Annotated in this window: 24 protein-coding genes; 12 read left to right on the forward strand and 12 right to left on the reverse strand. The window is 61.2% G+C overall.

Annotated features, from left to right (window positions below; genetic code table 11):
* Nucleotides 1-1,011 carry a D-cysteine desulfhydrase gene (locus tag CFI11_RS07255; RefSeq protein WP_130404502.1) on the forward strand — a complete coding sequence of 337 codons (1,011 nt, stop codon included), beginning with the start codon at nt 1-3 and terminating at the stop codon, nt 1,009-1,011.
* Nucleotides 1,012-1,215: 204 nt separating this feature from the next.
* Nucleotides 1,216-1,896 (forward strand): aspartate/glutamate racemase family protein, encoded by a 681-nt coding sequence (locus tag CFI11_RS07260; protein ID WP_130404504.1) that lies wholly within the window; start codon nt 1,216-1,218, stop codon nt 1,894-1,896.
* Nucleotides 1,897-1,919: 23 nt separating this feature from the next.
* On the opposite strand, the gene CFI11_RS07265 is transcribed toward CFI11_RS07260, so the two are convergent.
* Nucleotides 1,920-2,168 (reverse strand): hypothetical protein, encoded by a 249-nt coding sequence (locus CFI11_RS07265; protein ID WP_254449042.1) that lies wholly within the window; start codon nt 2,166-2,168, stop codon nt 1,920-1,922.
* A gap of 152 nt (nt 2,169-2,320) precedes the next feature.
* A complete protein-coding gene (locus tag CFI11_RS07270; protein ID WP_130404508.1) occupies nt 2,321-3,358 on the reverse strand; it encodes a Hint domain-containing protein in 1,038 nt (345 codons plus the stop codon).
* A gap of 142 nt (nt 3,359-3,500) precedes the next feature.
* Here CFI11_RS07270 and lepA point away from each other — a divergent pair, with 142 nt between their 5' ends.
* Genes lepA through CFI11_RS07285 form a run of 3 tightly spaced genes read left to right on the forward strand, consistent with a single transcriptional unit; the run spans nt 3,501 to nt 6,502 of the window.
* Complete coding sequence (gene lepA, locus CFI11_RS07275) at nt 3,501-5,300, forward strand: translation elongation factor 4 (protein ID WP_130404510.1); 1,800 nt, start codon at nt 3,501-3,503, stop codon at nt 5,298-5,300.
* Nucleotides 5,293-5,847, forward strand: coding sequence for a Panacea domain-containing protein (locus CFI11_RS24930; protein WP_130404512.1), 555 nt, complete (start codon nt 5,293-5,295; stop codon nt 5,845-5,847). The genes lepA and CFI11_RS24930 overlap by 8 nt, the downstream gene beginning before the upstream one ends.
* Nucleotides 5,819-6,502, forward strand: a complete 684-nt coding sequence (locus CFI11_RS07285) for a hypothetical protein (RefSeq protein WP_130404514.1) — start codon at nt 5,819-5,821, stop codon at nt 6,500-6,502. Before CFI11_RS24930 ends, CFI11_RS07285 begins: the two co-directional genes overlap by 29 nt.
* Nucleotides 6,503-6,539: 37 nt before the next feature.
* Here the strand turns inward: CFI11_RS07285 and CFI11_RS07290 are convergent, their stop codons facing one another.
* The 3 genes from CFI11_RS07290 to CFI11_RS07300 form a co-directional block, all read right to left on the reverse strand.
* The gene (locus CFI11_RS07290) at nt 6,540-7,070 is read right to left on the reverse strand and encodes a transposase (protein ID WP_130404516.1); all 531 of its coding nucleotides are present in this window, start codon (nt 7,068-7,070) and stop codon (nt 6,540-6,542) included.
* Nucleotides 7,071-7,185: 115 nt separating this feature from the next.
* Nucleotides 7,186-7,305 (reverse strand): entericidin A/B family lipoprotein, encoded by a 120-nt coding sequence (locus CFI11_RS07295; protein ID WP_130404518.1) that lies wholly within the window; start codon nt 7,303-7,305, stop codon nt 7,186-7,188.
* 64 nt (nt 7,306-7,369) lie between these two features.
* Nucleotides 7,370-7,726, reverse strand: coding sequence for a hypothetical protein (locus CFI11_RS07300; RefSeq protein WP_130404520.1), 357 nt, complete (start codon nt 7,724-7,726; stop codon nt 7,370-7,372).
* A 147-nt stretch (nt 7,727-7,873) separates the two neighbouring features.
* Between CFI11_RS07300 and CFI11_RS07305 the strand changes: the two genes are divergently transcribed.
* The gene (locus tag CFI11_RS07305; protein WP_130404522.1) at nt 7,874-8,059 is read left to right on the forward strand and encodes a CTP synthetase; all 186 of its coding nucleotides are present in this window, start codon (nt 7,874-7,876) and stop codon (nt 8,057-8,059) included.
* 30 nt (nt 8,060-8,089) lie between these two features.
* Here CFI11_RS07305 and CFI11_RS07310 read toward each other — a convergent pair whose 3' ends face one another.
* Nucleotides 8,090-8,842, reverse strand: a complete 753-nt coding sequence (locus CFI11_RS07310) for an alpha/beta fold hydrolase (protein ID WP_130404524.1) — start codon at nt 8,840-8,842, stop codon at nt 8,090-8,092.
* Nucleotides 8,843-8,937: 95 nt separating this feature from the next.
* Between CFI11_RS07310 and CFI11_RS07315 the strand changes: the two genes are divergently transcribed.
* Nucleotides 8,938-9,306 carry a hypothetical protein gene (locus CFI11_RS07315; RefSeq protein WP_130404526.1) on the forward strand — a complete coding sequence of 123 codons (369 nt, stop codon included), beginning with the start codon at nt 8,938-8,940 and terminating at the stop codon, nt 9,304-9,306.
* On the opposite strand, the gene CFI11_RS07320 is transcribed toward CFI11_RS07315, so the two are convergent.
* Together CFI11_RS07320 and glyA are read right to left on the reverse strand one after the other, a co-directional pair.
* A complete protein-coding gene (locus tag CFI11_RS07320) occupies nt 9,245-10,120 on the reverse strand; it encodes a DUF817 domain-containing protein (RefSeq protein ID WP_254449043.1) in 876 nt (291 codons plus the stop codon). The genes CFI11_RS07315 and CFI11_RS07320 overlap by 62 nt on opposite strands.
* 66 nt (nt 10,121-10,186) lie before the next feature.
* Nucleotides 10,187-11,482: a serine hydroxymethyltransferase gene (gene glyA, locus CFI11_RS07325; RefSeq protein WP_130404528.1), complete on the reverse strand. Its 1,296-nt coding sequence runs from the start codon at nt 11,480-11,482 to the stop codon at nt 10,187-10,189.
* 169 nt (nt 11,483-11,651) lie between these two features.
* Between glyA and CFI11_RS07330 the strand changes: the two genes are divergently transcribed.
* Nucleotides 11,652-12,413, forward strand: coding sequence for an NAD kinase (locus CFI11_RS07330; protein ID WP_130404530.1), 762 nt, complete (start codon nt 11,652-11,654; stop codon nt 12,411-12,413).
* A gap of 551 nt (nt 12,414-12,964) precedes the next feature.
* On the opposite strand, the gene CFI11_RS07335 is transcribed toward CFI11_RS07330, so the two are convergent.
* From CFI11_RS07335 to CFI11_RS07350, 4 genes are all read right to left on the reverse strand, one after another.
* Nucleotides 12,965-14,524 carry a long-chain-fatty-acid--CoA ligase gene (locus CFI11_RS07335; protein WP_130404532.1) on the reverse strand — a complete coding sequence of 520 codons (1,560 nt, stop codon included), beginning with the start codon at nt 14,522-14,524 and terminating at the stop codon, nt 12,965-12,967.
* Between the two features lie 52 nt (nt 14,525-14,576).
* On the reverse strand, nt 14,577-16,010 hold the full coding sequence (locus tag CFI11_RS07340) for an amidase family protein (protein WP_371687470.1): 1,434 nt from the start codon (nt 16,008-16,010) through the stop codon (nt 14,577-14,579).
* A 51-nt stretch (nt 16,011-16,061) separates the two neighbouring features.
* Nucleotides 16,062-17,951: a propionate-CoA ligase PrpE gene (gene prpE / locus CFI11_RS07345; protein WP_130404536.1), complete on the reverse strand. Its 1,890-nt coding sequence runs from the start codon at nt 17,949-17,951 to the stop codon at nt 16,062-16,064.
* A 238-nt stretch (nt 17,952-18,189) separates the two neighbouring features.
* The gene (locus CFI11_RS07350; protein ID WP_130404538.1) at nt 18,190-20,463 is read right to left on the reverse strand and encodes an NADP-dependent malic enzyme; all 2,274 of its coding nucleotides are present in this window, start codon (nt 20,461-20,463) and stop codon (nt 18,190-18,192) included.
* Between the two features lie 145 nt (nt 20,464-20,608).
* Between CFI11_RS07350 and CFI11_RS07355 the strand changes: the two genes are divergently transcribed.
* From CFI11_RS07355 to CFI11_RS07370, 4 genes are read left to right on the forward strand one after another with little or no spacing between them, the layout of a single operon-like run.
* Nucleotides 20,609-21,697, forward strand: a complete 1,089-nt coding sequence (locus CFI11_RS07355) for a cupin domain-containing protein (RefSeq protein WP_130404540.1) — start codon at nt 20,609-20,611, stop codon at nt 21,695-21,697.
* Nucleotides 21,694-22,086, forward strand: coding sequence for a cytidine deaminase (locus CFI11_RS07360; RefSeq protein ID WP_130404542.1), 393 nt, complete (start codon nt 21,694-21,696; stop codon nt 22,084-22,086). Before CFI11_RS07355 ends, CFI11_RS07360 begins: the two co-directional genes overlap by 4 nt.
* Nucleotides 22,087-22,090: 4 nt before the next feature.
* Nucleotides 22,091-23,395, forward strand: coding sequence for a thymidine phosphorylase (locus CFI11_RS07365; RefSeq protein ID WP_130404544.1), 1,305 nt, complete (start codon nt 22,091-22,093; stop codon nt 23,393-23,395).
* On the forward strand, nt 23,395-24,588 hold the full coding sequence (locus CFI11_RS07370; RefSeq protein ID WP_130404546.1) for a phosphopentomutase: 1,194 nt from the start codon (nt 23,395-23,397) through the stop codon (nt 24,586-24,588). Before CFI11_RS07365 ends, CFI11_RS07370 begins: the two co-directional genes overlap by 1 nt.
* Nucleotides 24,589-24,725: the final 137 nt, after the last annotated feature.

The raw sequence follows: 24,725 nt of genomic DNA on the forward strand, positions 1-24,725 counted from the left end.
ATGAACCTCGCCCAATTTCCCCGCGTGCATCTGGCGCATCTGCCCACGCCGCTTGAATTCATGCCCCGCCTGACCGAGGCTTTGGGCGGACCCGACATCTGGATTAAGCGGGACGATTGCACGGGGCTCTCCACCGGCGGCAACAAGACCCGCAAGCTCGAATTCCTCATGGCCGAGGCGCGGGATCAGGGCGCCGACATCGTGCTGACCCAGGGCGCCACCCAGTCCAACCATGCCCGCCAGACGGCAGCAGCGGCCGCGAAGCTCGGCATGGATTGTCACATCCTGCTCGAAGACCGCACCGGCTATAATCACGAGAATTACAAGTACAACGGCAACGTCCTTCTTGATGTCCTTCACGGCGCCTCCATCGAACATCGCGGCCCCGACCTCGACATGAATGCCGAGATGGAGGATGTCGCCGACAAGATGCGCGCCGATGGCCGCAATGCCTATACCATCCCCGGCGGCGGCTCCAACGCCACCGGCGCCCTGGGCTATGTGAATTGTGCGCTGGAGATGCTGAACCAGTTCGTCACCACCAGCCTCAAGGTCGATCATATCGTGCATGCTACAGGTTCCGCCGGCACCCAGGCGGGCCTTGTGACCGGCCTCAAGGCCACCAATGCTAACATCCCCCTTCTAGGCATCGGGGTGCGTGCGCCCAAGCTCAAGCAGGAGGAGAATGTCTATAACCTCGCCGTCAAAACCGCCGAGAAACTCGGCTGCCCCGGCGTGGTCGCGCCCGAGGATGTGGTGGCCAACACCGATTATGTCGGCCCCGGCTACGGCATCCCCGCCGCCGACACGCTGGAGGCCATCGACATCTTTGCCCGGACCGAGGCGATCCTGCTCGACCCGGTCTATTCCGCCAAGGGGGCCGCGGGCCTGATCGACCTGATCCGCAAGGGCCAGTTCAAGAAGGGGGAAACGGTCGTATTCCTCCATACAGGCGGTGCCATCGGGCTAACGGGATACACCCACGAATTCGATGTGGCCGCGAAGGCCTGAGCGGGGACAAATGTACTCAGATCTTCAGCGCGCCGAAAAGGGGATGGGCTTGACCCTCAGCGATCACAGATCGGATCTTTGGATTGTTCACCCCAATGATCCCGCCATGCGTCGATCATCCCCTGAATTGAAACGCTCCCACGACGGGGTTGCGGCGGCTTGGTTGCCGAACGTACCCCTGGCGCGCCAAGGCGGGTCCCATCCATGACCCCCGTCGGCATCCTGGGTGGCATGGGCCCCGAAGCGACCATCCTCCTGATGCAGAAGGTCCTCGCCGCCGTGCCTGCCCGGGACGATGCCGACCACATCCCCCTGATCGTCCACCAGAACCCTCAGGTCCCCAGCCGCATCGCCGCACTGATCGAAGGGCAGGGGACCGATCCCGGCCCTGTGCTGGCCCAAATGGCCCACGACCTCGCGCAGGCCGGTGCAAAGGCCCTCGCCATGCCCTGCAACACCGCGCATCATTACGCGTCGACAGTCGAGGACGCCACGCCCCTTCCATTCCTCAACATGATCGAATTGACCAGTTCCCACCTCGCGGAAAAGGGGGCGGCCCGCGTGGGGATGCTGGCCTCCCCCGCCGTGCGGCTCACCGACGCCTTCGGCCCGTCGTTCCGGGCGCAGAGGATCACTGCCGTCTTTCCCGAAGACGATGCTCCGGTTCTGTCCGTCATCCGCGCGGTCAAAGCCGGACAGCCCGTCGATGCCTCCCTCCTGGTCCGGGAAATGGAAAAGCTCGCCGCACGTGGCTGCGATCACATCCTCGTCGCGTGTACCGAATTGTCTTTGATGGTCTTTGACCTACCTCGCATGCTGCCTGTTACCGACAGCCTCGACTGCCTGACCTCAGCCATCGTTCGCTTCGCCCGGTCCGCGCCGTAGGGCGGGGTTCACCCCGCCACCGCTCAATCACAGATCTGCCGCGCGGCTTTCCCGAAATTCGACCACCTTTCCCAGAACGCATCTGCCGCCGGTGTGTCCGACAGCCTCACGTCCTGTGCCAGTTCCGGGTTGCCGAAAAACGAGGCGCCCCGCCGCTGGTCCGACGACGACAGCGACTGATCCGCCGCGAACTGGATGCACCCGCATTTCTCTCTCGTTGCGCCCCTGCGTCCTGCCGCCATGCAGGCCGAGGCGATGGGCCCTGATGCCACCCGCGTCACTGCGCCGGGGGAACTCTCTCGTCCACCGCCTCCGCATGCCGACAGAACGGCAAAAATTGATACGCATAGAAGTGCCCGCATGGTTCGTTCTGCCCTTGTTCCGCGATCTCGACGTCGCTGGTTTCGGTCAAACTGCCCGTTTGTCAGGCACTATGGCGCAGCCCCCCGACGAGATCAATCAACCTTGCGCGCTGCATCAGCAGCGCGGCCTCGTGCCGGCGCAAAACCCGGCGTGCGGTCGGGCCGTAATCCTTCGCCAGGTCCGGTCGCATCGCCCTTATATGTTGAGCCATAAGGTCATCTGTCGTTCCCGGATGCAGGCTTTCGCTGGCCAGGCCTTCGGCATAAATCACCTCATGGTGATCGAGCAGGACGTGGAAATATTCCGCTCTTACCCCGTTGCAGAGGCGCGCGCCCTCATATCCGACAAGATGAAGCGCCCTGATAAATACCTCCTCGGCATCGAACAAAAGCGCTACATCCGGTCCTTGCACAGCCAGGCAATGCTGCTGCGACACGCGCAGGCTACGCCCCGTCCCCGTCAGTCGGCCCGGGATCTCAACCGGTGCAAACCGCCCCACACCGATCACATGTTGCCCCTCGATCCAGCGGAGCGGGCGAAAACGTCCCTCTGCCGTTCGGATCCTCACCCCCGGTTTAAGCGTCTCCACCGGCCTCAGCCCCCTGCGGGTCTCGATCAGTGTGCCGCGGTCATAACAGATAGGCGTCGCATACTGCGCAACCTCGTAATCCGGGCCCTCCTGCGCACTGACCACCGTCAGGGGCACGCCGACCGGAGGGAACCCGCCAGGGCCGCCGATAAACGCCAGGCCTTCCACCGTGGCATAGGCCGTGCTGCTGTTATTGACGTTGAAGCCCACGACCTGCCAGGTGTTTACGCCATCGCTGAGCGTCAGCCCGTACTCCGCCTCCAGCGTGGTGTTGTCGGCATAGACTGTCCCGTCGACCTCCTGTGCTCCATCAAGCCTCTGGGACGAGTCATTGTCGCTGAAATCCGTATCGTCGTCGCGGATCTGGATCTCCGTCCAGGCGGGCGTATTCAAAGTGATCGTCTGGCCCACAAGATGTGATCCGTCACCCTGGTTCACCCCGTCCAGCACAACGCCGCCCGATATGGTCAGATCGCTCTCATCCAGCACAAAAAGGGAATAGTCCGGCATACCTGCCTCATCGTTAACCGGCGCGTTTCGCGCTCGCTCTGCTCGCTTTTGCTTAACATATATAAGGATTGCCGCCGCGCCAAATCTTTTGACCCTTCAGAGACGCTTGACCCATCGCGACCTTCCATACATATCCCGGTCCATGACACCGCTTTCCCATATCCGCAACTTCTCCATCGTCGCCCATATCGACCATGGGAAATCCACCCTCGCCGACCGGCTCATCCAGGAGACCGGCACCGTCGAGGATCGCGACATGAAAGAGCAATTGCTCGATGCGATGGATATCGAACGCGAACGCGGCATCACCATCAAGGCCAACACCGTCCGCATCGACTACACCGCCGACAATGGCGAGGCTTACGTGCTCAACCTCATCGACACGCCCGGCCATGTGGACTTCGCCTACGAGGTCTCCCGGTCCATGCGCGCTGTCGAAGGCTCTCTTCTGGTCGTGGACAGCACCCAAGGCGTGGAGGCGCAGACGCTGGCCAATGTCTATCAGGCCATCGACGCCGATCACGAGATCGTGCCGGTGCTCAACAAGATCGACCTGCCCGCCTCCGATTGCGACCGCGTGGCCGAGCAGATTGAGGACGTCATCGGCATCGACGCCACGGGTGCCATCCAGGTCTCCGCCAAGACCGGTGTGGGCATCCACGAGACGCTGGAGGCCATCGTCCACCAGCTTCCCGCCCCCTCGGGCGACCGCGACGCGCCGCTCAAGGCGATGCTGGTGGACAGCTGGTACGACGCCTATCTCGGCGTGATCGTTCTGGTCCGTGTCATGGACGGTGTCCTGAAAAAGGGCGACCGCGTCACCATGATGTCGAACGGCTCGGTCCACCATGTCGACCGCATCGGCGTCTTCCGGCCTGAGATGGAGATGATCTCCGAGCTTGGCCCCGGAGAGATCGGCTTTCTCACCGCCTCCATCAAGCAGGTTCGCGACACCCGTGTCGGCGACACGATCACCCACGAGAAAAAGGGCGCGACCACCGCACTTCCGGGCTTCAAGCCGTCCCAGCCGGTCGTCTTCTGCGGTCTCTTCCCGGTCGATTCCGCCGAATTCGAGGATCTGCGCGACGCCATCGAGAAACTGGCCCTCAACGATGCGTCCTTCAGCTTCGAGATGGAAACCTCCGCCGCCCTCGGCTTCGGCTTCCGCTGCGGCTTCCTCGGCCTTCTCCACCTCGAGGTCATCCGCGACCGGATCGAGCGGGAATACAATATCGAACTGATCACCACGGCGCCTTCGGTGATCTATCACGTCTATATGCGCGACGGCACGCAGATCGACCTGCACAACCCCGCCGACATGCCCGACCTCACCCATGTCGACCATCTGGAGGAGCCGCGGATCAAAGCCACCATCCTGGTGCCCGACGAATATCTGGGTGACGTCCTCAAACTCTGCCAGGACCGCCGCGGCATTCAGGAGGACCTGACCTATGCCGGCACCCGTGCAATGGCGGTCTATGATCTGCCCCTGAACGAGGTCGTCTTCGATTTCTATGATCGCCTGAAATCGGTGACCAAGGGCTATGCGAGTTTCGATTACCAATTGACGGGCTACCGGCAGGACAATCTGGTCAAGATGTCGATCCTTGTGAACGACGAGCCTGTCGATGCCTTGTCGATGATGGTCCACCGCGACCGCGCCGAGATGCGCGGCCGCGCGATGGTCGAAAAGCTCAAGGACCTGATTCCCCGCCACATGTTCAAGATCCCGATCCAGGCGGCCATCGGAGGCAAGGTGATCGCCCGCGAGACGCTCTCGGCGATGCGCAAGGACGTGACGGCGAAATGCTACGGCGGAGACGCGACGCGGAAGCGGAAGCTGCTGGACAAGCAGAAGGCCGGGAAGAAGAAGATGCGTCAGTTCGGGAAGGTGGATATTCCGCAGGAAGCATTCATTAGCGCGCTGAAGATGGATGGATGATAATCCACCATATGACCCAAGGATATTAGCTAACCTTATTCTGTCTATTAGGGACGGGATAGGTATATTAACTACGCAGCTAGAAATTCAGAAACTAAGCTTCTTTTGCCATGCTGATTGGCTTCGAAAGACTAAAGAACCCCTAGTCGGTGGGTACTTTGAAGCTTGGAAACATGGACCTGTCCACCCAACACTGTATCGCGAATTTAAGTGCTATGGCGACAGACCCATTGATAAGCTTGCATCATCAACAGATTTGCTGACAGGAAAGAGAACTAGTTTACCACAGATGCGTAATACGCACGCAAGACAGGCCGTGTATGCGACTGTTTCAGCACTTAGTGCATATGATGGACCTCAACTGGTCGGGTTGTCACACAAGCGCGGTGGCGCGTGGGACCGAACGGTGAACAAGGGTAGAACAGATATTGTACTTGGCATGCGCATTGAAGATCGGGTAATTTTGGAATCCGACCGAATCCGACCTGTATCGACCGAGCCAGAAAGGTTCTCCGAAGATGAAATTTCGCCCTTTGCCAGCGACTGACTTTGCGAACATTGCCGTAAAACGGACAGCAGATCAGTGGATCGAATTGAATAGGATGCAAAGTTCGTACGCACCCTTCTCTTACGAACCTACGAGGCGCAATCTTGGTGCGCTACTGAATTCTACCCTGCCTCTGTTCGAGCAGTTTTCGCCGGAGAACTATAAAAAAACGAGACGAGCCATTGCGCGCGCATGTAAACGTGGGAAACATGAGCGTATAGCAAATCTGACCATATGCGACGCAATTGCAGATTTTGTTGTTGCTAACGAGGTTACGGCACGCAGCGAAGCGATTTCTAGTGTTCGTATTGGTGCGCATGATAAACTAAGTTACGCATCACCGTTTATTTTGAACTATCTATCTCGCCCATTTCTAGTTTTCCCAGATTTCCGGAAGAGCAGTAGGCTGACCAAGGCGGGGTGTGATTTTGTTTTTGCCATCAACCATCACTTTATTGTCGAACAAGACCCGTACTTCGCAGGGGTGGGCATGATGGCACTTCAATTTGGTGAAGGTGATGGCAAACGCCGAGTAGCGCGACCAATCGTGTTTGATGACGTTCCAAAGTACGGCGTATCTGACCTGGAAGATATGGTGCGTACAACAAACAGGATCTGGTCGAGGATCCAGGTGGAGAGGACAAAAGCCGCCTGACGGGGAAAGAGAGCTTAGGGTGGGGTGAATCCCCGCCCTACAAAACCAAATCCACCCTCACCCGAAACCGCACATCCCAATGCATGCTTGAGTACGCCCAATCCTCGGGTCGTTCCACAAACCCATGCTTCACCGGGTTCAACCAACAATACATCACATGCGCCCAATAGTCGGCCTCGTCCCGAATGTGATGCTCCCAAAACCTCGGTTGCCACAACCCAATCTCTCCCTTGCGCCGTAGGGCGGGGTTCACCCCGCCATTCTCGAACCCCACCGGCGCCGGCGGGGTGAACCCCGCCCTACGGCAAGACATCGAGAACCGCGCCTTGATGACGCCCCATCGCACCGAAAAATCCTGGTCTCCGGCGGGCAATGTCCACACGCAATGCAAGTGATCCGGTAGCACCACCCATGCATCGATGCCAAAGGGGCGCTCCGCTTTCGTCTGGGCGACGGCCTGCCGTAGTCGGTCTACCTCGCGCACCAGCAAGTCCGATCCCCTCCGCGCCAGCGCGACTGTGAAAAAGATAGTGGCCCCAGTGACCTTCGGCCGGCGGTAATTCGGCATGGCCTTAATCATGGCCCAACAGGGTTAACCGGCCCTCAACGCAAAGGGGGCCGCACCCCCATGCGACCCCCGTCCACTCACCCCTGAGTGTGACAGGCCACGGCCTGTCCGGCGTTTAGTCCGCCTCGTCCTGGATGTTCTCTCCAAGGTCCTCCACGTCGCGCCCGAAGCCTTCGGCGGTTTCGCAGGCGGCGAGTGTGGTCAGGGCGATCATCAATGCGGCGATGCGGGTCATGTGTCTGCTCCATTTGGTGTCTGTTTTCAAGCTAACGCCGCCCGAGCCCGAACGGTTCCCGTGCCTACCGGCCAATCAGCCGGCGCCAGCCCTCCTCGTCCACGTCGCGCAACCGCCGCAGCGCGCGTTCGGCCTCTGCTCGCAACTCCTCCTTGCTGTCGGCCTTCACCTCGGCCACACCCTCCACCAGCGCGTCGATCTCGGGCAGATCTACGCCCGCCTTTTCGGCCAGCACCTGCAGGGCATCCATCACCTTGCCGAGCTGCTTGCCGTAGCTCGCCACCTCCGTGACCACGCGCCGCTCTACCTCGGCGCTGCCGGCAATCTCGGGTGACAGGATATGGGGTGAGATCTGCTGGACCACATCGCCCGAAAGCGGGCCGCGAAAGATGGGGGACCAGATGTCGAAAGGGGGGAACATGGGCAATCTCCTTTAAACCGATGCCCAAGTTTCGCCGCAGTGCAGCATCGCGGTCAAGTCTCGTCCAGTCTGACCCAGATCAAAGCCCCGCTGTCGCGGGCGTGCGATCAAGCGCCCGGACGCGCGCCCTGACCCCTGAGGACTTCAATGTTTCGTCTTGCCCTGATCCTGCACATCTTCATCGGCTCCACCTTTGCCGGCACTGGCGTGATCGCCGCGCTTGTCGCGGGCTTCTTTACCACGCCGGCCATCATCGCAGGCGCGCTGATCGGATTTCTGGTGGCCTTCCCGGTCAGTTGGCTGGTGGCCAAGAAGCTGCATGAAGAGGCGTGAACGCGCCTTTGGCGCACGTATAACGCCCTCTCATGCGGCGTTGAGAAACGTCCTGACCGCTGCTTCGAACTCACGGGGTTTTTCGGCATGCAGCCAATGCCCCGCGCCCGGCAGCTTGGCGAAGCGCGCGGCGGGAAAGAGTGTTTTGATCCGGGGCCGATATTCAGGCTGCACGTAATGGGAGGCCGCCCCGGAGAGGAACAGGGTTGGACGCTCGAACTGCGCCTCAACCTGCGGAAAGGACAGGATTTTCGGCATCTCGGCGGCAAGCGTGTCGAGGTTCAGTCGCCAGCGTTTCTCGGGTAGGTCAAGTGACTGGGTCAGGAAACTCTGCTCCATCTCGGCCACGCCCAGATCGGCCAATTGGGCAACGGCGTCCGAGCGCCGCGCCACCTGCGTCAGGTCCACAGCACGCATGGCGTCGATATATTGCATTTGGCTGTGTCCATAGGCGACCGGAGCAATGTCGGCCACGATCATACGGTGAACCTGCTCGGGATGGAGCAGGGCCAGCATCATCGCGCTTTTGCCGCCCATGGAATGGCCCAGCACATCTGTGGGCCTGTCCAGAATCTCCGCCAGGTCGCCCGCCATATCCTGGTAAGATTGCGTTTCAAACCAGGGGCTTGCGCCATGATTGCGCATATCCACGGCGATCACCTCGCGTTCATCGGCAAGCCGTTTTGCGATCATATTCCAATTCCGCGCCGAGCCAAAGAGGCCGTGGGCGATCAATACAGGGGGACGGTCGGTCGGGGTGCCGTGGCGGATGACGTTTAACATGGGCTCAGGTGTAGCGGGCCATCAGCACGGGGGCCAGAGGGCTTGAGCGCGGGGACCACGACAGCTAGGGTCCGCTCACCAGCAAGGGATTGATTGTGAACGGCAAACTTCAGGCACAGATGGCGGATGTGAAGGCTCTCATGGCAGAGAAGCTGGGCATGAAGGGCCGTTCCTTGCCGCAAGCCGTGCGCAAATACAACCACCGCCTGCCGCGTGGTCTGCGCCGGGATGCAGTGCGCCTGGCCGAGGCGTCCCATCTGGCGGGCCATCCCAAACTGGCCCTGACCTTGGACAATGCGGCGCTGGAGGCGGCCGCCGACCGGCTTTTGACCCACCTGAAGGCGATTGATCTTAAGGACCGCCGAAAAGGCGCCATTCTTGGCCTTCTCGGGGCGCTTTCCTTCAACCTGATCGTTGTTTTTGTGCTGCTGCTTGTGGTGCTGATCTGGAGAGGGTTTCTTTGAACAAGACGTCCCTGTAGACCAGCGTGACGGTGGTAAAGCTGACGTAAAGCAGAAGATACCACGATCCCATCTTGGCCAGGCTGACCCAATCAAGACGGCTTTCGCCAGCATAGAGCCACGTGCCGGTGCCTGTGCCGATGTTTTCGGCGACCCAGAGAAAGAAGCTGGAGAGGAACGCGGCAATGGGCAGGGGCATCCAGTAATCGTTCTGACCGATGCGAAACCAGATCCGGGTGCGCGCGAACAAAAGGATTGTTGCCGCGAAAAGACCCAGCCGGATGTCGGGTACAAAGTGGTGGGCGAAAAAGTTGACGTAGATTGCGGTGGCCAGAACCACGGTGGTCCAGAAAGGTGGATAGGGTGCGAAACGCATGTCGAAAATGCGGATGACACGGGCCATGTAGCTGCCCACAGCCGCATACATGAACCCCGAAAAAAGTGGCACGCCGTAGACCTTCATCAGGGCCGGCTCGGGATAGGACCAGCTTCCCGCATTGACCTTGAACAGCTCCATGGCCGTGCCGGTGAGGTGGAAAAGCGCGATGACGCGCACCTCTCGCCATGTTTCAAGCCGCAGAAAGATCAAGAGCGCCTGAATGCTGACCGCAAAGACAAGCAAAGCGTCATAGCGGGCGACGGCCCAATCCGGCGACCAGATAAGATCCGTCACGATCAACGCGACAAGCAAAAGCGTGCCAAAAAGGCAGGCCCAGGCTTGTTTGAGAACGAACATAACGAACTCGGTGAGCGCAAAAGGTAGTCTTGCGCGCATCCAGTCGCCAAGGCGGCGTTCAAGGCTGCGGGTGTTGGTCATTCCTCACGTGTTCTCGGGCCTCGGACAGGTCCGGTCGGATCCGTCCAAGGCTTGAAAACAAGTGCCTTAGAGCATCGGATAGATCGGAAAACGACTGCAGAGCTCCGCGACTTCGGCTTTGACCTTGGCTTCGACCGCGTCGTTGCCATCTTCACCATTGGCGGCCAGCCCGTCGACGACTTCGATGATCCAGTCGGCAATCTGGCGGAATTCGGGTTCTCCAAATCCGCGTGTTGTGCCGGCGGGCGATCCAAGGCGGATACCGCTGGTGATGGTTGGCTTTTCCGGGTCAAACGGGACGCCGTTCTTGTTGCAGGTGATATGCGCCCGGCCCAAGGCCTTTTCCGTCGCGTTGCCCTTTACGCCCTTGGGCCGCAGGTCCACCAGAACAACATGCGTGTCGGTTCCGTGCGTAACCGTGTCGAGACCACCCTTGATCAGTTGATCCGACAAAGCTTGGGCATTGGCGATGACGTTCTGAATGTAGCTTTTGAACTCCGGACGCAGCGCTTCGCCGAAGGCAACGGCCTTGGCGGCGATCACATGCATGAGCGGCCCGCCCTGGATACCGGGGAAGATCGCCGAGTTGAACTTCTTGGCCAAAGCCGCGTCATCCGTCAGGATCATCCCGCCACGCGGGCCACGCAGGGTCTTGTGCGTCGTGGTCGTCGCCACATGGGCATGCGGAAAGGGGGAGGGGTGTTCGCCCGCCGCCACAAGGCCCGCGAAATGGGCCATATCGACATGAAGGTAAGCCCCTACCATATCGGCGATTTCACGCATGCGGGCAAAGTCGATCTGACGCGGGATCGCCGAACCGCCTGCGATGATCAGTTTGGGTTGATGTTCCTTGGCCAGCGCCTCGACCTGATCGTAGTCAAGAAGGTTGTCTTCCTTGCGCACGCCGTATTGGATCGCATTGAACCACTTGCCCGACTGGTTGGGCGCCGCGCCGTGGGTGAGGTGACCGCCCGCATCAAGGCTCATCCCCAGAATCGTATCGCCCGGTTTCAAGAGGGCCGTAAACACCCCCTGATTGGCCTGGCTGCCTGAATTCGGCTGCACATTCGCAAACCCGCAGCCAAACAATTTGGTCGCGCGTTCGATGGCGAGGTTTTCAGCCACATCTACGAACTGGCATCCGCCATAATAGCGCCGGCCCGGATACCCTTCGGCGTATTTGTTCGTCATGACAGAGCCTTGCGCCTCCATCACGGCGGCCGAGACGATGTTTTCCGACGCAATCAGCTCGATCTCGTCCCGCTGACGACCCAGCTCCGATGTGATGGAGCCGAACAGCTCAGGATCGCGAGAGGCAAGGCCCTCGGTGAAAAATCCGTTATCGCGATGAGGCGCATTCATGGCAGTCTCCGCTCTCTGATATCTCAATTGGCGGATTTCCTATCGGAAACCGGCCCGGCGCGAAAGGCCGTAAAGCGACGCAATGCGGGATCGGCGCGGCAAGGCTGGCCTTACATGGAAAGGTGTGGTTGTTTCGGAACCGAATGCGCAGGACCGGAAACAGATCGCCATGACACAGAAAATCGCGTTTATGGCGAGCCCGGCACCGGTGGCGCAGACCGCCCGCGCGGCTTTGATCGGACGATACGGGGATGCCGACCCCGAAAACGCGGATGTGATCGTTGCGCTGGGGGGCGACGGCTTCATGCTCCAGACGCTGCACGGCACGCAGGATCTGCCGGCGCCGGTCTACGGTATGAACCGCGGGACCATCGGCTTTTTGATGAATAGCTATAGCGAGACGGATCTGCGGGATCGTCTTGCCGCTGCGGAGCAAGAGATCATCAATCCGCTGTCCTTGCGCGCCATGGATCAGGCCGGCACGCTGCACGAGGCACTTGCGATCAACGAGGTCTCGCTGCTGCGCGCCGGGCCCCAGGCCGCGAAACTGCGCATCACCGTTGACGGACGGCTGCGCCTGCAAGAGCTGGTTTGCGATGGCGCGCTCGTCTCCACCCCTGCCGGATCGACCGCATACAATTATTCGGCACATGGGCCGATCCTACCGATTGGCGCCGACGTTCTGGCGCTGACGGCGGTGGCTGCCTTTCGCCCGCGGCGGTGGCGTGGCGCATTGCTGCCCAAAACCGCCCATGTCCGGTTTGATGTGCTGGAACCCGAAAAGCGCCCGGTTATGGCCGAAGGAGACTCCCATTCCTTTGCCAATGTCGACTGGGTCGAGATACGGTCGGAGCCCGCGATCAGCCATCGTATCCTCTTTGACCCCGGGCATGGTCTGGAAGAGCGATTGATTGCAGAGCAATTCACGTGATCCAAAAAGTCGGGATAGGTCTGCCAGGGAACCGATGTTCTCTTGTAACGCTCTGACGTAAAACAAAAGTCTTCCCCTTTTCGGATCGGACGCAGCTCGCACCGGAGCTGATACCGCGAAAATCCGGAGAATTCTCTGCACTTTTTTCGGGTTGTGTGACGTCGTTCACATACGGTGTGGACTCAGTACGGATATACCAGATCTCGTAGACAGATCAGAGCATAACAAGACGCAGATTTCAGAACGACACTTTGGCAATTACAGCCATGGGCGCGGGTCGACCCCAATACGACCCGCGCCGCGATAGACATACCCGGGCACCCGCCATCCCAATTGGCGGCGTACCATCCCCATCTCGCCCGGGTTTGTTTGGGCGCGCCCTCGTCCCGGGGCGCGCCCACAACACTCTGCTTGCGTTGGGCTGCCTGTTTGCGAACGCGATCACCGTCTATCCCTGCCTCAGGTGTCCGAGGCGGTAGTGAGTATGACTGTCATGAGTATCAGGTCGATCGCTCCGGGCGCGGTTCCCCAAAGCCGCGCCCGGCCCATTTTCAGGAGATCTGTCGATCCTGATCGTCCCAGAAGGGTTTGCGAAGCTCCGTCTTCAGGACCTTGTTCGCGCCCGAAAGGGGAAAGGGTTCGGTTCTGAACTCTACGCTGCGGGGGCACTTATAGCCTGCGATCCGCGTATGGCAGTGATCCATCAAGTCTTGCGGTGTCGCCGATGCGCCCGGATGAAGGATCACGATCGCGTGCACGCTTTCCCCCCATTTTTCATGCGGTATGCCGATCACGGCGCTGGTCGCAACAGCGGGATGTTGCGAGAGGGCATTTTCCACCTCAGCCGAATAGACATTCTCGCCGCCCGAGATGATCATGTCCTTGATCCGGTCCATCAGGAAGACAAAGCCTTCGTCGTCCATGTAGCCCGCATCGCCCGTGTGAACCCATCCGTCGCGCAGAGTCTTCGCGGTGATCTCTGGCTTGTTCCAATAACCCAGCATGGTGATCGGGCCCTTTACCGCGATCTCTCCGACCTCGCCACGCGGCACCTCGGCCCCCTCCGCATCCACGATCCGGATTTCACAGACCCGCGTGGCCCGACCCGCCGCACGCAGGCGGCCCGCGTTCGGCCCGTCGATGACGTGATATTCCGGGCCGAGAATGGTGGCGACCGGGCTCAGCTCGGTTTGCCCGAAGGCCTGCAGGAAGCGCACGCCCGGAAAGGCTTCGAATGCTTCTTTCAAAAGGCCCTCCGTGATCGGCGAGGCCCCATAGGCGATGAGTTTGAGCGAAGAGGTGTCAGCCCCTTTCATCGCGTCGCTGTGCAGCACCATCTGCAGCATCACCGGCACCAGCAACACATGAGACGGGCGGTGAGTTGCGATGGCTTCCAGCGTCGCTTCGGGGGTGAAGGCGGGGATCACAACATGGGTGCCGGCGGCGAAGGTGATTGCCATGAACCACAGCAGATCGGCGATATGGAACATGGGCGCCGCATGCAGATAAACCGTGCCGTCCTTGGCATCGAGCGTTTCGGAATTGGAGATGCCGCCCACGTAGAAATTCGTGTGGCTTAGCATCACACCCTTGGGAAATCCGGTCGTCCCACCGGTATAGAAGATGCCGGCCAGATCGTCCCCGCTGCGCCCGGCATCCGGCACGGGGACGGCGCTCGCGATCAGGTCTTCATAGTTCAGCATGCCCTCGGGCGTGTCACCGTCACCGCAATAGATCAGCGTTTTCAATCCGCTCACCTCTGTCTGAAACGCGCTCACCGCTTCGACGAAGGCGTCGTCCACCAGCAGGATCCCGGCCCCCGCATCGTTCAGTGCATAGGCGCATTCCGGGGGCGCCCAGCGGATATTCATCGGCATCATCGCCCCGCCGCCCCAGACGGTGGCAAAGAAATATTCAATGAACCGGTCGGAATTCAGTGACAGCAGCGCCACCCGATCACCCGGTTTCATACCCACGTGCTGCAAGGCACCCGCCAGCCGCGCGACGCGGTCGAGCAGGTTCAACCAGCTTTGCTGGCGGTCCTTGAAAATCGTGGCTGCACCCTGCGGGTTCACCTGCGCCGCGCGGCGCAGGACGGACGTGATCTGCATGAGGCTCCTCCCAAAGCTGTGTAGACAGCGTGCAAAGGGAGGGGGCGCGCCGTCAACCCTGCGCCATGCGGTCCCAGAGGGTAGGGGCGAAGCTGCCGATGCGCGCCTCGATGGCCTCCATCGCGTCAACGACCAGATCCTCGCGCCAGCGCCGGCCAACGATTTGAACGTTGATGGGCTGCAGGCCTTGCGGCAGATCGGCGAGCCGTGTCGGCAGGCACCCCGCAGGCAGGCCCATATAATTCATCGCATAGGAGTAAAGCGCCGATCCCAGCGCGTCGCGCACCCCCTCGGGCCCTTCTTCATCACGCCCGGGCGCGAAGAAAGGTTGCGGCAGGAAAGGGGTCAAGACCAGCGGATATGTGTCGAGGAAGAGGGACCATTCCCGCGCATAATGGCTGCGCTGCGCCATCATGGTCAGCAGATCGGTGCCTTCATAAGGCGTGAACTGTCTGTAGTATTCATCGAAGATCGCGTTCAGCGTATCCGAGCCGTAGGCGCGCAGATCGGGACCCATCAGGGCCTTCACCTCGCCCATCAGCGCCCGATATCCGGCAAGACCGGCCTCCTGCACCAAGGGCGGTTCGACCTCTTCCACCTGATAGCCCGCATCCGTCAGCGCCTCGCGCGCCGCGTCCAGCGCGGCGGAAACATCGGGGTGGAGATCGAAGTTGAACGTGTTCTTGGTAAAGGCAACCTTGATCGGACCCTCCAGTGCCTCCCCCCGCCAGGAGAGGGGAACATGAAACGGATCGCGCGGGTCAGGGGCGATAGCTGCTGGCATCGACAAATGCAGGTCGGAGGCATGTCGCGTGATCAGGCCCTGAACCGACATGGCTTGCGCAAGCATCCCGCGTTCGGCTTTCTGGCTGGGGTTCCAGGCGGGCACACGCCCCAATCCCGGCTTGACCGTCACGGCGCCGTTCGCCGCCGCCGGAAACCGCAGGGAGCCGCCGATATCGTTGCCATGGGCGAGCGCGCCGATCCCCGCCATCACCGCGGAACCTGCGCCACCCGAAGAGCCGCCGGGGGAGACATGCCGCCCCCAGGGGTTATGCGTGCGCCCGTGCAAAGGGTTGTCGGTATCGGCGCGAAAGGAAAACTCCGGTGTATTGGTGCGCCCGATCACCACCGCGCCTGCATCGAGCAGGTTTTTCACAATGGGCGCATCGCCGGGCGCAATCATGTCTTTCAGCGCGGTAACACCGTTTGTCGTGGCCTCGCCCGTCAGGTCGACATTGACCTTGATCGTGACGGGCACGCCATGCAGTGGGCCGGGGGGCGCGCCCCCTGCGCGGGACTTGTCCAAGGCAAGGGCACGTTCCCGCGCGGCTTCGGCCAGTGGCGCGACGACGGCGTTGAGGTCCGGGTTCACCGCCTCCATCCGCGTCAGCGCATCCTCGACGGTCGCCTCGGCACTGATATCGCCCGCGCGTGTCTGTTTCGAAAGGTCTGTGGCGCTGAGGCGCCAAAAATCTTGAGCCATGATCTATCTCCCCATCCGACCCTAGGGTCAGGCGGGGAGGGGTGCCAGTGCTTATTGCGCGTAGCCGATGGTTTGCAGCGCCGTCTTGATTTCATCCAGGATGGCCGGATCGTCGATTGTCGCCGGCATCTTGAAGTCTTCGCTGTCGGCAATCTTGACCATCGTGCCCCGCAGGATCTTGCCCGACCGCGTCTTGGGCAGGCGATCCACCACCACGGCCAGCTTGAAGGCCGCAACCGGTCCGATCTTTTCACGTACCAGCTTCACGGTCTCCGCTGCGATGTCCTGATGAGGACGCTCCGTGCCTGCATTCAGGCACAGAAAGCCAAGCGGCATCTGGCCCTTCAACTGATCGGTCACGCCGATGACCGCGCATTCGGCGACATCGGGATGAGCGGCCAGCACCTCCTCCATCGCGCCGGTGGAGAGACGATGCCCGGCCACGTTGATCACGTCATCGGTACGCGCCATGATGTAGAGATATCCATCCTCGTCGATCATGCCCGCATCGCCCGTTTCATAGTAACCGGGGAAGGTGTTGAGGTAGGATGTCTTGTACCGCTCCTCGGCATTCCAAAGGGTCGGCAGCGTGCCCGGGGGCAGGGGGAGTTTCACCGCAATCGCCCCCAACTCACCTGCTGGCATAGGGTGTCCGTCTTCCCCGAGGATCTGCACATCATAGCCCGGCATCGCGACAGAGGGGGAGCCGATCTTGACCGGCAGCGCCTCTACCCCAAGCGGGTTGGCGGCGATGGCATAGCCTGTCTCGGTCTGCCACCAATGGTCGATCACGGGCACGTTCAGGATGTTTTGTGCCCATTCGATCGTGTCCGGATCAGCGCGTTCGCCTGCCAGATAGAGCGCTTTGAGGCCCGACAGGTCGTAGTTCTTTGTCAGCTCCCCCTTGGGATCCTCGCGTTTCACCGCCCGGATCGCAGTGGGCGCGGTAAAGAAGGACCGCACCTTGTGCTCGGAGATCACGCGCCAGAAGGTGCCGGCGTCAGGCGTGCCGATAGGCTTGCCTTCGAACACGATAGTGGTGTTGCCGTGGATCAGTGGCGCGTAGCAGATATAGGAATGCCCTACAACCCAGCCGACGTCGGAAGCGGCCCAGAACACCTCTCCCGGATCGACGTTGTAGATATTCTTCATCGTCCAGTTCAGGGCGACGAGATGACCGCCTGTGTGGCGCACGACGCCTTTGGGCGCGCCCGTCGTGCCTGACGTATACAGGATGTAGGCCGGGTGATTGCCCTCGACCGGCAGACACTCTGCGGGGTCCACGCCATACTGAAACGCGTGCCAGTCCACATCGCGCCCCTCTTCCAGATGCGCCACTTCCTGTTCTCTCTGGAAGATCACGCAGAAATCGGGCTTGTGGTTAGCCAGCTCAATCGCACCGTCCAGCAGGGGTTTGTAATGCACCACCCGGCCGGGCTCCAAACCGCAGGAGGCGGCGATAATTGCCTTCGGCGCGCAATCGTCGATGCGTACGGCCAGCTCGTTTGCTGCAAATCCACCGAAAACGACCGAATGGATCGCCCCGATCCGCGCGCAGGCCAGCATCGCCTCCAGCGCTTCTGGCACCATGGGCATGTAGATGATGACGCGGTCGCCCTTCTCGATCCCCTTGGCCCTCAGCGCACCCGCCAGAGAAGCCACGCGGTCGCGCAGTTCAGTATAGGTGATCTCGTGCTTGGTGTGGGTGATCGGGCTGTCGTGGATGATGGCGATCTGATCGCCGCGCCCGGCTTCGACATGACGATCCACCGCGTTCCAGCACGTGTTGACCATGCCATCGGCGAACCATTCGTAAAGTCCGTCGCCCTTCTCTGTCAGCGCCTTGGAGGGTTTGCTATCCCAATCAATCGCCTCCGCCGCCTTCATCCAGAAACCTTCCGGGTCCTGTTTCCAGGCTTCATAGATCTCGCGATAGCTCATGGCTGTCCCTCCTCCTTGATGTTGCCCGTCGTGTTAGGAAAGGCCGAACGCTTGCGGCAATAACGGACTGTGCCGTCGCGTCACAATAGCGCAATTGCTTTGCAAAAAATCGCGATCACGTCATGCAAACCTTTGCAAAGTGCTTGCAGGTATTCAGTAAAACGAAGCAAATGCCGATACTTTGCAAATTTTGCAAAGACGCTCGCGGGATGTATCTTTTCCGCCCTTTCAGATTCGGTCAGCCGTATTGGGCGACCGGTGTGCCTGCAATCGCGCCCATATTCAGCAGCCCCCTTGCCGTGATCGACGGGGACACGATATGGGCGCGGTTGCCCATGCCCATCAGGACCGGACCCACTTCCAGTCCGCCGCCCTTCATCTTGAGGATGTTGCGCACGCCGCTGGCGGCATCGGCATGGGCAAAGATCAGCACATTCGCCGCGCCTTCCATCCGGCTGCCGGGAAAGATCCGCGCTCTCAGATCCGGGTCGAGGGCGGCGTCGATATTCATCTCGCCCTCATAGGCAAAGTCCACGCTGTTGGCGTCGAGCAGCTCCATCACGGCGCGCATCTTCCGACCGGTTTCACACTCCGAATTCCCGAACTGAGATTGTGCGCAGAGCGCGATGTTGGGCGTGATCCCAAATCGGCGCACGTGGCGTGCGGCCCCGATTGCCGTCTCGGCGATTTCCTGCGGGGAGGGTTCCGAGCGGACATGCGTATCCGCGATGAACAGGGGCCCGTCTTCCAGGATCATCAGGCTGAGTGCGCCATGCGGGCGCAAATTGGAGGTGCCGAGAACCTGCTCGATATAGTTCAGATGCCAGCGATACTGGCCGAACGTGCCGCAGATCAGACTGTCCGCCTCTTCCCGATGGACCATCACGGCACCGATGGCGGTGGTGTTGGTCCGCATGATGGCACGGGCAAGATCCGGGGTGACGCCGCGCCTTGCCATCAGTGTGTGATAGGTTTCCCAATAATCGCGGTAGCGCGGGTCGTTCTCGGGGTTCACGATCTGGAAATCACGCCCCGGACGGATCGTGAGCCCCAACCGCTCGCACCTTGTCTCTATCACCTCCGGGCGACCGATCAGGATCGGCTTCTCGGTCGTGTCTTCCAGCATGGCCTGCGATGCGCGCAACACGCGCTCGTCCTCGCCTTCCGCAAAGACGATCCGACGGGATGCGGTCGCCGCTGCTTCGAAAACCGGGCGCATCAGAAGCGCGGATTTGAAGACGGAGCCATCGAGTTTCTGTTTGTAGGCTTCAAGATCTTCGATCGGCCTGGTTGCGACACCGGTCTCCATCGCGGCGCGGGCGACGGCGGTCGATACGACACCGACCAGGCGCGGATCGAAGGGCTTTGGGATCAGGTAATCCGGTCCAAAGGTCAGTTGTTCGCCCTGATAAGCGGCGGCCGCCTCGGCGCTTGTCGTGGCGCGTGCAAGCTCTGCGATGCCGTCGATGCAGGCCAGTTGCATCGCATCGCTGATCTCTGTCGCGCCGACATCGAGTGCGCCCCGAAAGATAAACGGAAAGCACAGCACATTGTTGACCTGATTGGGAAAATCACTGCGTCCTGTTGCGATGATCGCATCCGGCGAGACGGTGCGGGCCAGTTCCGGCAGGATTTCCGGTGTGGGATTGGCAAGGGCAAAGATTACCGGACGATCCGCCATCCGGCCCACCATGTCGCCCGTAAGCACATTCGGTCCGCTGAGACCCAGAAACAGATCCGCGCCCTCGATCACCTCATCCAGCGTTCGCAGGTCGGCGGATTGGGCGAACGCGGCCTTTTGAGGGTTCATATCCTCCGTGCGGCCTTCGTAGACCAGGCCATGAATATCGCAGAGCCAGATATTCTCACGCCGCACGCCAAGCTTCAGCAACATGTTCAGGCAGGCAATTCCGGCAGCGCCGCCTCCGGTCGAGACGATCTTGATCTCGTCGAATGCCTTCCCCGCGACATGAAGCGCATTCTTCGCCGCCGCGCCGACGACGATGGCCGTTCCATGCTGATCGTCGTGAAAGACCGGGATATTCATCCTCTCCCGGCAGAGCTTTTCGACGATGAAGCAATCCGGGGCCTTGATGTCTTCCAGATTGATTGCGCCGAATGTCGGCCCCAACGCACAGACGATGTCTGCCAGTTTTTCGGGGTCGGTTTCATCTAGTTCAATGTCAAAACAATCTATATTGGCAAATTTCTTGAAAAGAACCGCTTTGCCTTCCATGACCGGTTTGGATGCAAGCGCGCCGATATTGCCCAGGCCAAGAACCGCGGATCCGTTAGAGACGACCGCGACCAAGTTGCCACGTGCCGTGTAGTGTGCTGCTTCGCTTGGATTTTTCTTGATTTCCAGGCAAGCCTCCGCCACGCCCGGCGAATAGGCCAGCGCAAGGTCGCGGCCATTGGCCATCGGTTTCGTCGCGCGGATTTCAAGCTTCCCTGGTTTTGGGTTCGCATGATAGGCCAAGGCCGCCTGTTTCAGCGATGGTGTATCCGACATTCGATAGCTCCTCCCCAAGAAAACTAGTTTAGCTTTAAACTAGTTTTGAAATGCGCGAAATACTCTGTTTTGCTGCAGATGTCGCAGGGGTGTCTTGCAAAATCGTGAACCCCCGGCCACTCTCGCTCCGCAAAGTGGAGAACCAATGTCGACAACCAAGGCCGAAATGCGCTTGCCCACGGACGCGTTGCGCGACGATATTCCGTTCTTCACCAAGACTTTGGGCATGCAGCTCGACATGATTTATCCGGCGGACGATCCGCGCGTTGCGGTTTTGTCGGGGCACGGTCTGCGCCTTCGGATCGAGCAGGGCGCGTCAGAGCCGCCGGGCACGCTGCGGATCCTCACGGATGAACCCGGATCCTTTGCAAACGGGCAGCGCCGATTGACGGCGCCGAATGGCACCAGGGTGGAGATAGAGGAGGCAAACCCGCCTCTTGTCCTGCCCGCGTCACAACACGCCTTTGTCGTGCGACGGCTCGCGGATCAGGCCCCGTGGGTCATCGGACGGGCCGGCATGCATTACAGGGATCTGATCCCCGACCGGCTGGGCGGTTCGATCATCGCAAGCCACATCCGCATCCCGGACGGTGGCCCGGTGCCCGACATGGTGCATTACCATACGGTCGGCTTCCAGCTCATCTTTTGCTATCGAGGCTGGGTCGACCTGGTCTACGAGGATCAGGGAGAGCCGTTTCGGCTTCACGCGGGCAATTGCGTGATCCAGCCCCCGGAAATCCGGCACAAGGTCCTTTATGCATCGGAGAATATCGAAGTGGTCGAGATTGGCGTTCCGGCCGAGCATATCACGACCATTGATCACGACATGAGCTTGCCAAACGGGCCAGCCAACCCGGACCGGCTGTTTCAGGGGCAACGTTTCGTCCATCACAAGGCGAAGGAGGCGATCTGGCAGTCGCATCGGCTGCCCGGCTACCGGTCCCGTGATACCACGATTGCCCGGAATACCGGCGACGTCGCAGGCGTTCATGTCCTGCGGCGGGGTGAGGGTCAGCCGGCGTGGACACGGCATGACAGCGACATTCTGTTTACCTTCGTCATGGAAGGCGGTGTCACGTTGGAGGGAGAGGGAAAGGTGCCCTACAGGCTTGCGCCGGGGGATGCTTTCGTGATCCCTCCGGCGATGAAGACCCGCCTTGCCGAGCCGACGGATGATGTTGAGCTGCTCGAAGTCGCGCTGCCGGGCGCATTCAAAACCGAGGTTCTGACATGAGTTTGAAAGAGGCGGCGCTCAAGGTGCGCGCCAACGCCTATGCACCTTATTCGAATTTCCAGGTCGGAGCGGCCATCCAGGCACGATCGGGTGTCATCTACGCGGGATGCAATGTCGAGAACGTGGCTTATCCCGAGGGAACATGCGCCGAGGCCGGGGCGATTGCGGCGATGGTCGCGGCGGGAGAGACCGAACTGACCGAGGTTTACGTGGTTGCGGGCAGCCCGATGCCGGTCACGCCCTGCGGGGGATGCAGGCAAAAGCTGGCGGAATTCGGAAAATCCGACGTTCGGGTCACCATGGCCACAACCGGTGGTGTCGAACAGGTGATGACGCTGGCCGAGCTGTTGCCGGGCGCATTCACGCAAGACCACATGGCGGAAGAGTAAAACAGTGGACGCCCGTTCGATTATTGCGACCCTGCGCCGTGGCGAGACGCCGGACGCCGATGCCTTGCGCTGGTTTGCCCGGGGGTTGGCAGATGGCACGGTCAGTGATGCGCAGGCAGGCGCCTTCGCCATGGCGGTCTGCCTCAACGGACTGGGCGAGGCCGGGCGGACCGGATTGACCGAAGCGATGCGCGACAGTGGATCGGTGCTGAAATGGGATGTGGACGGGCCTGTGCTCGACAAACACTCCACCGGTGGCGTCGGCGATTGCGTGAGCCTTCTTCTGGCGCCTGCGCTGGCTGAATGCGGCGCATATGTGCCCATGATCTCGGGTCGGGGCCTGGGACATACGGGCGGGACGCTTGACAAGCTTGATGCGATCCCGGGCGTATCGACATCGTTTGATACAGACCGTTTGCGCGACGTGCTGAACGAGGCGCGTTGTGCAATCGTAGGCGCCACGGCGGATATCGCACCCGCGGACAAAAGGCTCTACGCCATAAGGGATGTCACAGCCACCGTTGAAAGTCTGGATCTGATCACCGCGTCGATCCTGTCGAAGAAACTGGCGGCATCCCCGGATGCGCTGGTTCTGGACGTCAAGGTGGGCAGCGGCGCGTTCATGAAAACGCCCGAGGAGGCGCGCGCGCTTGCCCAGGCACTGACGGCAACCGCGAACAAGGCCGGATGCCGGACAACGGCGGTGATGACCGACATGAGCCAGCCTTTGGCTTCGGCCTTGGGAAACGCGCTGGAAGTGGCGGAGGTGATGAAGTGCCTCACCAACCCGGTGAACGGCCCCCTGGTGGAGATCACGGCCGCTTTGGGCGGGGTGGTTCTGGCCGATGCCCGCCTTGCGGAGGATGTTCAGGACGGCGCTGACCGGATCGTTGCTGCGCTTCGGGAGGGGCGGGTTGCCGAACGGTTCGGCAAGATGATCGCCACCGTTGGCGGGCCCAAGGCTTTCGTGGACAACTGGGCGCGGTTTCTGCCCGAAGCGAACATCATCCGCGAGGTGCCGTCCTTTTCCGACGGGATCGTCACCTCCATTGATGGGGAGGCGCTGGGCCTTGCTGTCGTGGCATTGGGCGGAGGGCGGCAGGTGGAAAGCGACGTGATCGACCCCGCCGTGGGCCTCTCGGGCATCGCCCGGCTTGGCCAGCGCGTGACCAGGGGGGAGCCGTTGGCCGTGATCCATGCAGGCCGCGAAGATGCGGCAAGGCACGCAGAGGAGGCGCTGCGCCGCGCCATTCGCTTACGCGACACGCCACTCGACATCCCGCCGCTGATCCACGAAAGGATCGGTTGATGCCGCGCGCCTTCCTTGTGGTGATGGATTCCGTCGGGATCGGCGGCGCGCCGGATGCCGACCGGTTCTTTAACGGCGACACGCCGGATACGGGCGCCAATACGCTTGCGCATATTGCCGAAGCCTGCGCGCAAGGACGCGCGGAGGAGGGACGCTCTGGCCCCCTGCACCTGCCGGTGCTCGACGGGCTGGGTCTGGGGGCCGCGATCCGGCTCGCCTCCGGCAGCGCGGCGCCCGGACTTGAAGCGGAGCCGAAAGGGCGCTGGGGGGCCGCGACAGAGGTGTCGCCGGGTAAGGATACGCCGTCAGGCCATTGGGAGCTGGCCGGTCTGCCCGTGCCGTGGGACTGGCATTATTTTCCGGATACCGTCCCGGCCTTTCCCGAGCCCCTGATGCGCCGGGTGGCGGAGATCGCGGGCGTGGAGGGAACCTTGGCCAACCGGCATGCCTCCGGCACGGCTGTGATCGAGGCTTTCGGAGAGGAGCATCTGCGAGCCGGTTGGCCGATTTGCTATACCTCCGCCGACAGCGTCTTTCAGATCGCGGCTCATGAAGAGGTGTTCGGCCTCGACCGGCTTCTGCATCTCTGCGAGACGCTTGCGCCGGACCTGCATGCGATGAAGGTGGGCCGGGTGATCGCGCGGCCCTTTGTGGGGACGCCGGAAACCGGCTTTACCCGCACCACGAACCGCCGCGATTACGCCATTGCCCCGCCCGCGCCGGTTCTGACCGATTGGGTGCAATCGGCCGGCGGGCGGGTCTATGGCGTGGGCAAGATCGGCGACATTTTCTCGATGACGGGGATCGACGAGGTGCGCAAAGGCTCTGATGCGGTGCTGATGGGGCATCTGTCAGACCTTGTCGCCGAGGCCGAGGATGGAAGCCTGACCTTTGCCAATTTCGTGGAATTCGACAGCCTTTATGGTCACCGGCGGGATATCTCGGGCTATGCGCGGGCGCTGGAATGGTTCGATGCGGAGATCGGCAAGCTGCTGCCGCAGTTGCGGGCAGGCGACATGCTGCTGCTGACCGCCGATCATGGCAACGATCCAAGCTGGGTGGGCACCGATCACACCCGGGAGCGGGTTCCGGTTCTGATCGCCGGGCAGGGCGGGGGCGAGCTGGGGCTGATCGGGTTCAACGATGTGGCGGGCCTGGTGGCGCGGCACCTGGGTGTCACGCCTCTTGACTGACCGGGCAGGGGGCCAGCCCCCGTCCGCCGGAGGCGGACTCCCCCGGGATATTTCGAACCCAAAGAAGCGGGGTGGGGTTGAGATGGGGGATTGTCTCTCCGCGCGGTGCGAGGCAGAGAAGGCGCGGCAGCAAAGGA

It is taken from the genome of Thalassococcus sp. S3 (genome assembly GCF_004216475.1).
Lineage (GTDB): Bacteria > Pseudomonadota > Alphaproteobacteria > Rhodobacterales > Rhodobacteraceae.